The organism is Kocuria himachalensis, from assembly GCF_054784195.1.
Map to the genome: position 1 here is coordinate 98042 of NZ_BAAGPL010000015.1, position 13028 is coordinate 111069.

General features: G+C 65.3%; 9 protein-coding genes. 2 read left to right on the forward strand and 7 right to left on the reverse strand.

Features of this window, described 5'->3' with window-relative positions; translation table 11 throughout:
* Nucleotides 1-50 precede the first annotated feature (50 nt).
* The 4 genes from ACYVM4_RS09730 to ACYVM4_RS09745 all read right to left on the reverse strand — a co-directional run bounded on the left by ACYVM4_RS09730 (nucleotide 51) and on the right by ACYVM4_RS09745 (nucleotide 7239).
* Entirely contained in the window at nucleotides 51-905 is an 855-nt protein-coding gene (locus ACYVM4_RS09730; RefSeq protein ID WP_460668390.1) for a phage holin family protein, read from the reverse strand.
* A 159-nt stretch (nucleotides 906-1064) separates the two neighbouring features.
* Nucleotides 1065-1451 (reverse strand): hypothetical protein, encoded by a 387-nt coding sequence (locus ACYVM4_RS09735; protein ID WP_460668391.1) that lies wholly within the window; start codon nucleotides 1449-1451, stop codon nucleotides 1065-1067.
* Between the two features lie 514 nt (nucleotides 1452-1965).
* The gene (locus ACYVM4_RS09740; protein ID WP_460668392.1) at nucleotides 1966-3102 is read right to left on the reverse strand and encodes a pyridoxal-phosphate dependent enzyme; all 1137 of its coding nucleotides are present in this window, start codon (nucleotides 3100-3102) and stop codon (nucleotides 1966-1968) included.
* A gap of 6 nt (nucleotides 3103-3108) precedes the next feature.
* Nucleotides 3109-7239, reverse strand: coding sequence for a Pls/PosA family non-ribosomal peptide synthetase (locus ACYVM4_RS09745; protein WP_460668393.1), 4131 nt, complete (start codon nucleotides 7237-7239; stop codon nucleotides 3109-3111).
* A gap of 768 nt (nucleotides 7240-8007) precedes the next feature.
* On the opposite strand from ACYVM4_RS09745, the gene ectB reads away from it, so the two are divergent.
* Nucleotides 8008-9327 carry a diaminobutyrate--2-oxoglutarate transaminase gene (ectB, locus tag ACYVM4_RS09750; protein WP_460668394.1) on the forward strand — a complete coding sequence of 440 codons (1320 nt, stop codon included), beginning with the start codon at nucleotides 8008-8010 and terminating at the stop codon, nucleotides 9325-9327.
* Between the two features lie 150 nt (nucleotides 9328-9477).
* Here the strand turns inward: ectB and ACYVM4_RS09755 are convergent, their stop codons facing one another.
* Nucleotides 9478-10626 (reverse strand): heparan-alpha-glucosaminide N-acetyltransferase domain-containing protein, encoded by a 1149-nt coding sequence (locus ACYVM4_RS09755; protein ID WP_460668395.1) that lies wholly within the window; start codon nucleotides 10624-10626, stop codon nucleotides 9478-9480.
* Between the two features lie 465 nt (nucleotides 10627-11091).
* On the opposite strand from ACYVM4_RS09755, the gene ACYVM4_RS09760 reads away from it, so the two are divergent.
* Entirely contained in the window at nucleotides 11092-11355 is a 264-nt protein-coding gene (locus tag ACYVM4_RS09760) for a hypothetical protein (RefSeq protein WP_460668396.1), read from the forward strand.
* Between the two features lie 107 nt (nucleotides 11356-11462).
* Here the strand turns inward: ACYVM4_RS09760 and ACYVM4_RS09765 are convergent, their stop codons facing one another.
* Nucleotides 11463-11921 (reverse strand): ice-binding family protein, encoded by a 459-nt coding sequence (locus ACYVM4_RS09765; protein WP_460668397.1) that lies wholly within the window; start codon nucleotides 11919-11921, stop codon nucleotides 11463-11465.
* Nucleotides 11849-12991, reverse strand: a complete 1143-nt coding sequence (locus ACYVM4_RS09770; protein WP_460668398.1) for a hypothetical protein — start codon at nucleotides 12989-12991, stop codon at nucleotides 11849-11851. The genes ACYVM4_RS09765 and ACYVM4_RS09770 overlap by 73 nt, the downstream gene beginning before the upstream one ends.
* Nucleotides 12992-13028: the final 37 nt, after the last annotated feature.

Genomic DNA, 13028 nt, shown 5'->3' on the forward strand with positions numbered 1-13028 from the left:
CGGGCCTTCGACCGGTGCGCTCGTCCACGGGCGGCCCGTGGACGGCGACGTCACCGGAACAGCTTGCGGAGGAAGACGACGAACGCGCTCCCCGCCACGGCCAGCACCGTGAGCGGCTGCCACCGGTCGCCGAGGCCGGCCTGCCCGGTGCGGGCGGACGAGCGCGGCTTCGCGCCGCCCTGGACGAGCAGGCTCTTCACGTCCTTCGGGGTGGTCTTCACGGTGTGGCTGGTGCGGTCCACGAAGCCCTTGGTCGCGGACTGGATGGTCTCCGCCCGCCCCTGGACGTCGTCGCGCAACGTCTTGAGGTGCTCGCGGCGCAGCTTGAGCCGGTGCCGCAGCTGCTCCTCGGTGGGTGCCGGGGGCTTCTGCTGGGCGGGGTCCTGCGCGGCCTCGCGCTTCTGCTGCTCCTTGCGCTCGCGGGCCAGCTGCTCCTCGCGCTGGACGCGGCTCTCGGTGTAGGCGGAGCCCTCCTTGACCACGCCGAGGTCGTACTTCGTCCCGAAGACGGCCTTGCGCGGCACGAGCGGCAGGGCCTTCTTGATGGTGGACACCCCGATCAGCGCCGCGACGGCCAGGATGATCAGGAACAGCACGGCGAGCAGCAGGGCCGCGAGCCAGGCCGGCATGATCTGCGACAGGCCGGCGATCGCCGCACCGACCAGGGCGATCGTGGCCAGCAGCAGGAAGACCAGGCCGACGACGACGAAGGCCGCGCCCTTGCCCAGCGTCTTCGCCTTCTCCGTGAGCTCGAGTTTGGCGAGCTGCGCCTCGTCCTTGAGCTGCTTGGGCAGCAGCCGGGCGAAGACCTTGACGACGTCGAGGATCGATGCCGATCCGGGGTCGGAGTGCTCCGACCTCGCTCCAGACGTCGCGCCCGTGCTGGGGCCTACCGAATGACTCATGCCCGCCTCCGTTGATGATGAGAAAAGTACGTGGACTGAGCACCAAGCTACCATCGGGGACGCCGCCGGCGGGCGCGCTCGGGCCGGTCGTCCGCCGGAGCCGCCCACACGGAAGGTGCCCGTCCGATCGCCGGACGGGCACCTTCCGTGTGCGGGTGACTAGTACCGCTTCTTGTCGTCCTTCTTCTCCTTGTTGTCGACGAAGTGCACCTTGACGTACTCCTTCTTGCCCTTCTTGCCCTTCTCGTCGGAGCAGACGAGGACCTTCCACTTCGTGTCGTGCTTGTCGACGGACCACGCCTGGCGCCGCAGGTCCTTGAGCGCCCGCTCGCTCTTCAGACCGCACTTGTCGGCGGCCCGCTTGGCGGCCCTGTCGTAGGACAGGTCCTTGGTCTCGACGCTCTTCTTGGCCCCGTTCTTCTTGTAGGTCTCGATGTGCACGACGACCTTGCCGTCCGTGGTGTCCTTGCCGCCCCCGCCGTCGGCGAGTGCCGGTGCCATGGACCCACCCGTCACGAGCATTGCGGCCAGTGTGGCGGCGGCCATCCTGCTGCGCAGATTTTTCACTGTATCCCCCTAGTCGGAAAAGGTGAGGCGAGCCTAAGTCCGTTCTGACTAGGGGTTCAATAGCAAATCTTGACAAAGACAAATCATTACGATAATAAATTTCCGCTACTGCTTCGTTGACTGGTCGGTAGTTGCTTACCTTCCGACCGACACACGACGCAAGTGCCGCGGGCCAGGTCCGTGGAGTGCTCCCCCCGTCGGTCTTCCGGGACACCCACGACGTCCCGCGCACGAAGAGTTCCCGTCCGACGGCCGAACCATGCACCCACGGCGTGCTCGGCTGTGCTCGGGCCCCTTGTGTCAGCCTGGGTGCTTGTGGACATGCGTGAGGGTGAATCGCAGACGGGCCGCGGCCGCACCGCAGTGCACCTCCAGAGCATGTGCTCGCCTCTTCATTTTGGCCGTTCGTCGCCGGGAACGAAGCTCTGTCCCCACGCTGCCGTCGACGTTCGCCCAGATCGCGCTCTGCGCTCGAAGAGGGAGCCGGATCCGGTTACAGGGGCAGCTTGTTCTCCGGGCAGGGACTCGCCGCCGCGGCTTCGGTGGCCACGAACAACAAGCGCGAATGGACTCCGAGGCCGAGATGCTCCCTGACTGCCCCTGCGAACGTTCCCCGGAGTCCTGCCATCAGCCCGGCAAGACCGGCTGCGCCGCTGGGACCGGTGTCCACGCCTGAGGACGCCATTTCAGCTGCCGCTACGAGGCCCCAGGTGTCCTCGATGGCGACACAGCAACTGACGCCGGCCGCGAGCCGGGGAAAGGCGGTGAGCGACACAGTTCCGCACTGTAGGACGGCCATGGCAGTCGGTGTGGCGGCCGCGACAGTCTGCGGCTGCCCGGAGGCCACAGCCGTCAAGACACTTGCAGCTCCTTCGGGCTCGGCGACGACCACACTCGCCGGGCGTCCGGAGCGCGGCCGTCGCGCCCAGACGGTGGCCGCCGCGGCCAAACCGCCCACGCCGGCTTGAATGCCTATCGCATCCACGTCCTCCCCGCCCTCGGCGCACAGCTGTGCCTCGACTTCCAGGAACGAAGTGGTGTACCCCGCCGAGACCAGTTGTGGTATAACGTCGGACACGGATCGGGCAGTGTCACTGATGAGGAACCGGCCGTGCAGTTCGGCGTCCTCTAGCGCTGCGTCCACCGCTGCGTCGTAGTTGCCGTTCACCACGACCACCTCCGCCCCTTCATCGGTGATGGCCCGGCGGCGGCCCTCCGAGACGAATTGCGGAACGAAGATGCGCGCCCCGAAGCCGAACCAGTTGGCCACACGGGCGACGGCTCGGCCGTGGTTGCCATCGGTGGCCGCCACAAGGGTCAGCGGGCGCGCGGGCGAAGCCCAGGCCTGCAGCATCTCCGGTGTGAGGTTGCCGCCCGGAGCAGGCCCCAGGGTCTCGCGCAGAGCCGCGTACGTCGCCCAGGACGCCCCCAGGATCTTAAAGGAGGGAAGTCCAAAACGTGAGGTCTCGTCCTTCACCACGACGCTTCCCACACCCAAGAGCCTTGCCAGGCGCGGCGCCTGGACTAGCCGGGTGACCGCATAGCCCGGAAGCCGGCGGTGGAAGTCCAACGGAGGGTCGGGGTCGAGTTCAGCCCCAGTGTCCACGGGTTCATTGAGAAGCACACGCATGAGAGGTCATCCACCCTTCACGGCCGAAGCGGGAAGAGAACTGGCAGCAGACTGCGCAGGATTGCCGATCCACGTCGAGCCGCTTTCGATCACCTCGCCCTTCATCACAAACGAGTTCTGACCGATGACGGCCAGGTCTCCCATCGTGACGTCATAGTGCAGGTTGGCGGCGCAATCGAGGTTGCAGCCCATGCCCACGTTCACCCGTCCCGATTTGAAGACACCTTCTTCGAGAGAGTGGGGCTGGATGACGATGTGCGAGTTGAGATTGGTGTAGTCACCGATCGTGATGAGGGTGTATTCGTCGAAGTAGGCGCCGTCGTCGAACACCATTTTCCCCAGGTGGACGCCTTCCATGCGGGAAAACATGTTTTTGATCGGTGTGCCGGCGAACAGTGGAGCGATGAACCACAGTGTGGTGAGTTTCCACACCCGCTCGTGAAACCAGAAGTAAGAGTCGAGGAGCGGAACTATCTGCGGCTCCAGCTGTCCGAATCGCAGCACGCCTCGTTCGACTACCCACATCCACAGCACGGTGCAGAGCAGCAACAGCCCGGTGACGGCATAGGTACCGAGGATCCCTGCACTTGGATAGACCGCGACGGCCGAGACGACCCCCGTGGTCAGGATCATGGAGACGACCCAGGCATTGAGCAGGTACAGCACTGCGCTGCCGAAGTTGTAGCGGTTCTTCGCGTGCAACAGGCGCTCTCGGGTGGGCTCATCGATCTGGGACATCCGAAGGTCTCTCGCCGTGGCACGAGGGATTTCGAACGCCGGAGAGCCGAGGAGGCCGATGTTTGTCCGCACGGGCCCGTAGATGGGGGTGAGGGCCTTGGTGCCTATGAGGACGTTCTCGCCGACCACCGAGTTGCTCGGAAGGTGCAGGTAATTGCCCAGATAGTTTCGCTCCCCCACTTTCACGGTTCCGAGCTTGAAGGCGTCGCTCGACATCGTCTCGTTGACGAACTTGATGCCCCCGGAGACCATCGTGCCAGAGCCGACATCGACCATGAAGGGGTTCTCGTGCTTCTGGTTGATCCCAAAGTTGGATCCCGTTTGGATCACATTGTTGAGCCGGTAGCCCACCCACCGCAGGTAGTAGACGATGGCTGAGCTGTCCCCGAACAACCGGTTGCTGAAGACGGAGTTGCTGGTGCGGCTGATCATCTGCTGGATGAAGTAGTGGAAGCCGTAGAGCACATAGGTGCGCTCCTCCTGCAGGAACAGGTTGAGCACGCGAGGGACAATGCCGATGGTGAGAAGCCTGAGCACCGTGAGACATGCGAACCAGATCAGCGCGAGGACAGTCGCCGAGATTACGTGGGTCAGAAGGTGCATGTCGTGGGCGAGCACTTCGTTCTCCCACTGGATGATCCTGCGCCACAGCTCAGGAGCTCCGTGGAGGATGAGGGTCATCGGCACCGCGGCGAGGGCGAAACCGAAGAGCAGAAATCCCAGCGCGTAGATCCATCGACGCACTGCTCCGCATCGTCTTGCGTCGATTGCGCAATAGTCGGCAGTCGTCTCGACGGCAGGACTGCCGTGGAAGTGCTTGCCCTCAGGAATTCTCTGTCCCTCGTGCAGCGACGAGGCGAAGGCCAGCTGCGCACGGTCCTCCATGACAGTGTTGATGTCGATCACCCCGGCCTCGCCGACGAATGCGTTCGAACCGATGTCGATGGCACCGATGTAGATGCGGTTAGACCGCGCTTTGTACCCCTGGACGACCGTGTCCTTTTCGATGATGGTGTGCGACCCGATCGACAGGAGATCCGTGGTCACGGGGATCATCCGGGACTGGATCACTGTGTTGGCGCCGATCCTGGCTCCGAGAAGCCGCAGGTACAGATTGCGGATGGGGCCTCCGGCCAGGGCCATGGGAGCGATGCGCGTGGACGTCTTGACGAACCAGAAACGGAAATATCTCATGCTCCAGATCGGGATGACCTCCGCTTGCCACCGGCCTATCAGCAACCACTTGAGCAGGATCGGAATGATGCTGTAGAGGACGAAGATCGCCATCGCGTAGACGATCAGCCGCAGATAGGTCTCCGCGAGGTTAGGCAACGCCTCGTACGCCCACACGATCCCCGTCACGAACAGCCATAGGCTGACGAATGACCACCCGACGTAGGTGAACACCTGAAGCGTTCCGCACAGACGGTAGTCGAAGCTCGATGGCCGGTAGAAATCTTCCTGGTACGACGGTCCATCCGTGGCGGATGGTGCTTCCATGACCATCGACTCGAGTCGCAGCGCGAGGTCTTCGAGGTTGGGGTGGAGGTAGATTTCGCGCATCGACACGAAGGGGAGGTTCATCCGTTTGCGTATCTCGGCCCCGAACCTGGCCATAAGCAGGGAGTGTGCCCCCAGATCCATGAAGAAGTCGTCCGTAATCGACACCTGTTCGATGCTCATGATCTCCATGAGGGCCTCGGCCAGGACGTTCTCCGTGTCGGTCCGCGGCGGAACGTGCGTGCCCGCGGACACGGCCAGGCGGGGGCCCTTCGGGGCGGGCAGCGCCTTGCGATCGACCTTGAGATTGCTCGTCATGGGAATGAACGCCAGCTCCTCCATGTAGCCCGGCACCATGTAGGGAGGCAGCTGACGGCGCAGGTTCTCGGCCACCTCGGCTGGTACGGGATCGGGGGCGCCTTGTTTGCGGATGTAGTAGGCCACCAACTCGGTGGTGCCGGGCGCAGTCTCGTAAGGGTTGACGACGGCATGAGCCACCGAAGGATTTTGCGTCAGCACCGATTCGATCTCGCCGAGCTCGATGCGGTAACCCCGCAGCTTCACCTGAGTGTCGATCCGTCCGTGGAACTCCAACTCACCGTCCGCGCTGATGCGGCCGTAGTCACCGGTGCGGTAGATCCGGCCCGAGGGGTTGTTAGAAAGGCGCAGGAAGTCCGGGATGAACTTCTGCTCGGTGAGCTCCTCCCGATTCAGATAGCCGCGAGCCAGGCAGGGACCTGCGATGCCTATCTCCCCGATCGACCCCGGCACGGCCTCAGCGGGCCGGTGCTCGTCGAGGATCACCACCGTATACGTGGGCAGCGGCACTCCGATGGTGACCGGGCGCTCGGGTTCGAGGACCCGCAGGGTCGAGCTCACCGAGCACTCGGTCGGACCGTACGCATTGAGGATCTGGCGGCCCGGCCGGTGCCAGCGGGCCACTAAATGGTGCGGAACTGACTCCCCGGACAGCTGGATGATCCGGACCTCCGGCAGGTCTTCCTCGAGGGTCGCCCACAGCGTTGGAACACAAGGAAGCACCGTGACGTGTTGCGCACTCAGATAGGCGTGCAGGTCAGCACCGAACAGGCTGCCCCCGGATTTGCCCGCCACAAGTGTCGTACCGGCCACGAGCGGCGTCCACAAGTCTTCGACGTGGAAGTCGAAGGCCAGGGTCATGCCCTGGTAGCAACGGTCCGCCGGCTGATAGCCGTAGAGCTCCCCGGCGACCTTGACGAAGTTGCAGATTCCGGCGTGCTCGATGGCCACGCCCTTGGGCTTGCCGGTCGTGCCCGAGGTGTAAATGATGTAGAAGAGTTCATCGCCATCCCCGGAGGGCTTCTCGTGGTCCTCCAGACGGTGGGCAGGTCTGCTTCCGACCTGATTGGCAATCTCGTCCTGGTAGAAGCGCCGGACCGGAAAATCCACGAGCTTGGCTTCAAACGCTGAGACCGAGACGATTGCCCCGATCCCCGCGTCATCGATGATGTAGGCGATCCGGTCGGCCGGAAAGCTTGGATCTAGGGGAACGTAGGCGGCCCCGATCTTGAGCAGAGCCAACAGTGCCACGTAGCCGTGAACCGACTTGTCGAAGAGCACCCCGATCCGGTCGCCGGCCCGCAGGCCCGATTCCAGAAAGTACCTGGCCGTCTGATTGGCCCGCGCGTCCAGATCCCGGAACGTCAGGGCGCCGTCCTCGGTGATCACCGCCGGATGATCGGACGGCACCTCGTCGCACCGCTGTTCGAAGTAGTGCTCCAAACGCTCACCGGACCGCCAGCGGACCGTGTTGTCGACGTCCTGCCGTACGAGCACGTGGCTCGAACCGGTAGGTGCAGGGTCCGGACCGGCATGGTGGTGTCGCGGAACGCGCGGCTCAGCCGTCACTTGTTTCTGCATTAAATGCTTCTTGCTTCGAGCAGGATCAGGACGGCGGGAGCACCGACACGCAGAGGAGAAAACCATGCGGGAGCACCAGCCGCCAGGACGGGACAGCTGCTTCCCAAGTTTTCCGACCAGCCCCGGACAGCCCTGTCGTGCCGAACAGCTCGTCGTGCCACTACGTCGCGGCGGATGGCGACACGCATGGACTGTGACGCGCACAACGTCTGCGAGCCGTGCCTGTTAACAAACATACAACTCCCCCATCGATTCAAAGTGGCGTGACCAAAGCACGTCAAATCACGGCCATCGTCGCCTCAGTTTCTCCCTCGGATCCCTCTAGCATTCCCCATCCGAAGTGGTCAGATGGAAATCAGGGTAACGCCGGAGATTCAAACGTTAGAGAGTTGGTCGCGATGTTTCTCCATGTCAAAGAGGTGCTAAAGCAAATATTCGTTGCAGATGTGAACATGACGGGTTGCGATGGAGAACCCTTGGTAATGTTCGGAGATTCTTAGGCAAGGCGTTTGCGTGTGACTAGGGTCTAAGCCATGCCGAATCACTCCGATAACCAGCCGGTAATTTCCAACCGATGCATCTTGTCGGACCGGAGGGTGCTTCGGCACAGGCCGATCCCCCAACTCCCATCCCGGCCGGACACCTCCCCCCGTCAGGGCATTCACCCGGACGGGCACCCAACACCACGCGCCCGAAAAGCGCCCGGGCGGAACGCCGGTCACCACGGTGACCGCCTGGCACCTTTCTCATTCACCGGGGGTTACCACCATGTCCACCACCATCTTCGAGGACATCGAGTCCAACGTTCGCAGCTACTGCCGTAGCTGGCCGGCGGTCTTCGAGACCGCTCGCGGCTCTCGGCTTCACGCCGAGGACGGCCAGGTCTACCTGGACTTCTTCTCCGGCGCCGGAGCGCTGAACTACGGGCACAATGATCCGGACCTGAAGGGTGCACTGCTCGCATATCTGGCCGCCGACGGCGTCGTCCACTCCTTGGACACCTATACCACGGCCAAGCGCCGCTTCCTCGCCGCCTTTGAGAAGCACGTGCTCCGACCGCGCGGCCTCGACCACAAGGTCCAGTTCACCGGTCCCACAGGGACGAACAGCGTGGAGGCCGCCCTCAAGCTGGCGCGGCTGAACACCGGCCGAACCGGCGTCACAGCCTTCACGAACGCCTTCCACGGCATGACCCTGGGGTCCCTGTCCGTCACCGGCAATGCCATGAAGCGCAATGGAGCGGGTGTACCGCTCCCGTTCGTCACGACAGCACCATACGACGGCTACCTGGACGATCCGTCCTGGGGATTCTCCTGGCTGGCCAGGACCTGGGCGGACTCCAGCTCCGGGGTGGAACGTCCCGCTGCCGTCATCGTCGAGACCGTCCAGGGCGAGGGCGGCCTGAACGCGGCCGGTGCCGAGTGGTTGCGGAGTCTCGAGACGCTCTGCCGGGAGCACGACGTCCTGCTGATCGTCGACGACGTCCAGGCGGGCTGTGGGCGCACCGGTGCGTTCTTCAGCTTCGAGGAGGCCGGCATCACGCCGGACATCGTGTGCTTGTCGAAGTCCATCTCTGGCTACGGACTGCCCATGGCGCTGGTCCTCCTGCGCCCCGGACTGGACATCTGGCAACCGGGCCAGCACAACGGGACCTTCCGGGGCAACAACGCCGCCTTCGTCACCGGCACCGCCGCTCTGGAGAAGTACTGGGCCGACGGCGGGTGCTTCGAGCGATCCGTCGTCGAGCGTGGGGAGCAGCTCGAGGAAGGCCTCGCTAGGGTCGCATCGCTCATGGAAGGAGCCACCTGTCGCGGACGGGGACTGCTGGCCGGGGTGCACTTTCCCGACCCGGCTCTCGCGGAAAAAATTGCCGGTGCCGCCTACGAACGACATCTGCTCGTCGAGACCTCGGGCCCCCAGTCCGAAGTCCTCAAGGCCATGCCCGCCCTGAACATCTCTCGGGAGGAGCTCAACGAAGGTCTCGAGGTCCTGAAGGAGGCCACGTGCGCCGTGCTTGCCGACCGCTATCGGTTCGGCCCCTCGAAAAGGGGGACCAGAGAGACCATGCCTAGAGCCAGCGGCTACTGAGGTCCGAGCAGCACCGCGGTACCGCGGCGAGAACCGCGGTACCGGCGCGGTGTCGGGACCCTAGACGATCAGCGACTTCGGGACGGCGCGCTCCCTGACGACCCCGGGACCTACGGGTCGAGCGCAGTCCCCTGCTGGCAAACAGACCCCTTAACCACGCTCCGTTCCGGGCGGTGCGGCCAGAGACCGTCGGCGTGCGCTCTTCGCCATGGTGCCGACCACCCGCTCCAGCGGTCCTTGTCCCAGTGTCCGTTGCCACACCACGGCGAACAGGATCGCCGTCACCAGCTGGATGGTGAACCACAGGTGGGGCCGGTCATAGTGGACCTCGAAGGACAGCGCAAGCAGATGGGTGGTGTACATGGACAGAGTCATCGACCCCATCGCCGACAGCGGCAACAACCAGGCCCCGACATCGCGAGAGATCAGCAGGAACAAGCCCAAGACCGCCATGCCTGTGCCGAGGCTGGCGGCGATGGCCAGCGGAGCATTGGTGTGCGGGGTGTCGATCGCCAGTGACCACCACGTGTCGGTGGGCAACCAGTCCGATCCCCAGACCAGCACGTCAGCCAGTTCTTCCTCGTCACCCGACAAGGCGGCCAGCAACCGTTCGTAGCCGCCGGCGCGGTAGAGCAAAACGTACGAGGCGGCCTGGGCAAGGACCGCCACGCCCACGCCGACCGCCAGCAGACGGACCTGGAGTGCCCTCCTCCTGAGATCGAGCCGACCGAGCCCCATCCCGACCAACAGATAGGTTAGATACGCCAGTGCCGGATACGTACCGGTCAGCAACAGCTGGGCGGCCGTCGCCCCCGGGTGCGTCAGCAGGTCCCCGAACGTGGGGTTGCCGGAGACGAACCCAGGCAGGTCATCGCGCAGCAGTTGCATGAGCACTGGCGCCGTGACCAGGGAGACCGCCGCTGAGCCGAACAGCGTCATCGGACCCGAGCCCAGGAAGGGAACGGCCAGCAGGAAGAACACGCTGTAGTAGATCAGAATGTTGTCCACCGGCAGGTCGTCGGACAGCAAAGACCCGATGCCCAGTCCCACTACAGCGATCAGCACAGCCCGCACCACGAGCGCCACCCGGTCCGCGGTCAACTCCTGGCCCCTGCGCGTGCGAGTCCCACCGGATGCCAGAGCCAGACCGACGCCGGCCAGCAGAGCGAACAGCGCCGCCGAGTCCCCGGAGAAGAGAATGTGGGACCAGGTCGGCTCCAAGGTCTCGTCGGAGGAAGGCAGGACGTGGACGGACATCAGACCGATGAGCGCCAGGCCGCGGGCCGCGTCGACGCCCACCAAGCGATTGGACAGCTTCCGGGCGGCACTTCGGTCTCGGGAAGAGGCACGTTCGACTGTCCTGAACGTCCAACGCATAGTTCTCCCTGTCGAGCCGGACTTCGTCCGGGAACTTCGCCGGCCCAATTGCCCGACGTATCCGGGATCCCGGCGCATCCGGGGCCGTCCTGGACCAAGACTGCGGCCCGAACTTCGGCTCGGGCTAGGAAGAACCTTTGGATTTCATAAGAATTTCGCGAAAATGAGCAGCTGGATTCTGACGCCTCCTCCACGTCATGGGCGTTCCATCGGACAAGGGACGGACCTATGGACTGCCGGCCGGAACCACGGCGGACTCCACCCGCACCGGAACGGATCCAGTGCGCTGGGGCGAGTTGTCCGGCAAAGAGCGGGCATTACATTCGCGACCGGATGCGCATGAATGGGGGAGCGCCGATCCGAGCTGCTGCCGGAAGGACGACTACCATGACCGCCATTCCTCGCGCTCATCCCGCCGGGTCACTTGTCCGCGCCGGCGTCGTCGGAGCGCTCGCCGCCCGGGACGTCACCGTCACCTCCGTCGAGATGCTGTTCGACGGCCAGGAGTGGGCCGTGACCGTGTCCCACCACCCGCCCGGGATGTCAGAGAACGACGTGCGGATTGCGGTCTGGACCGCCGTCCTCAACTACACGACCGTCTTTGACGTGTCCGCCCCCGCGGAGGGGGTCCGAATCAGCATCATCGGGTGAAGGGTTTGCACGGGACACTCCTTCCGGTCTGCGCAGGCGGTCCCGGACGTGCGGCGCCCGTGGGTTCCGTGTGCGCGGACGGAGGGGCGGCGCCGACGCACAACGGCTCAGGCGGGGAGGGTGATGAGGGGCCGATTGACTTCGACGGCACCGCCGGGGGATGCGGTGCCTAGCCTGATCAGGCGCCCCTCCAGGGTGAGTCGATGGGTGGGGCCGCCGGCATTGAGGTTGGCCGCGATGTTGCCGCGGGCAAGGTAGGTGCCGCGGGCGGTGGTGCCGGCTCCCAGCGTGATGCTCCCGGCCGCGACCCAGTAGACGTTGGCGGCCCTAGCTCCGCCGGCCAGGAAGATCCGGCTGTTCGGGGCGGCGGTCAGGGTGGTGGCGCGGAAGACGAACAGAGCCGACGGGTCTCCTTCGGCGTCCAGGGTGACCGTCGAGGAGATGGTGAACGGCCCGGTGGTGCTGGTGTGGACCCCGGGGGTGATCCGGTCGGTCAGCATCGCCGGGCGGCTCGCGGTGGCTTGTCGAGCTGACAGGGCGCTCTCCAGGGCCCGAGCGTCGGCCATTGCAGCGGCTGCCACCGGGGTGCCGGCTTCGACGGAGCCGGTGACGTTGGGGCGTGAGCCGCTGTTGTGCAGCGCCTCGATGGACGTCCCGGGTGGGTTCCGACGTCGGCGCCCACGGAGGCGTCGTGCCCGCCGGGGGTGTTGTTGACGACGCTGGTTGCTGCCAGCAGTCCATAGGGTACGGCGCGGCCGAGAGTCGGCGCTGGTGGTGGGGCGGCGACGGCCCAGGAGGCGCGGGTGCCGGTGCGCGCAGAGAAGGCGGCGGTGCTCGACGGGACCGGCCAGGTGATCAGCCCCGCCAGAACGGCGGTGCCGGCCGCGGCCAGGACGCGGGTCACCTGAGCGGCGTAGGTCCGCTCCGGGTACCGGGAGTACTCGGCCGCCCACTTCGCCAGGATGACTTCCCGGTCGTTGGCAGAGTCGATGCGCGGGGGCCGGCCGGTGGTGGCGATGAACGCCACCAGACCGTTCAGCCGACCGGCGGCGATGCGCTGCGCGTGGTGCTGGTCGGCACGGTGGGCGCGGTAGATCAGCTCGATCTCCTTGGCCAGGTAGGACTTGGCGGCGACGTTGACCCGCACCCAGGCGGCCAGCGTCTTCTCGTGCCGGTCCTTCGCCTCGGGCGAGGGCGGGCGCCGGTGGGTCTTGGCGAACTGCTCCAGCTCCGCCAGCTTCTCCCGGTAGTTCCCGCCCGGGGTCGCGACCCGGCACTGCGTGCGGACGGCGGCGATCTTCGCCAGTGTGGCCGGGTCGGACTGCTCCTTGGCCCACTCCCACAGCGCCTGCTCCCGCTCCACGTTGGTGCCCGGCATCGGGGCCCGCATGTGCTTGGTGCAGAACTTCTGGTAGTCCTCCAGGTCGTTGACGGGACCGGTCATCGTGCCGCTGTCCAGCAGCTCGCGCACGGCGTCACCGGTGGGGGTCTCGGCGTTCTTGTGCTTGGCGACACACTCTCCCAGCGACCGCTCTTCCTGCTGACCGGTGCGGCACGACGGGGCCCGGTCGTGTGCTGCGACGAAGTCCCGCAGCTGCTCGAGGCGCTCGGTGGCGCTCATGCGTAGGTTGCTCATGAACACCATGTGTGCGGACTACGTCCCAGTCCGAACA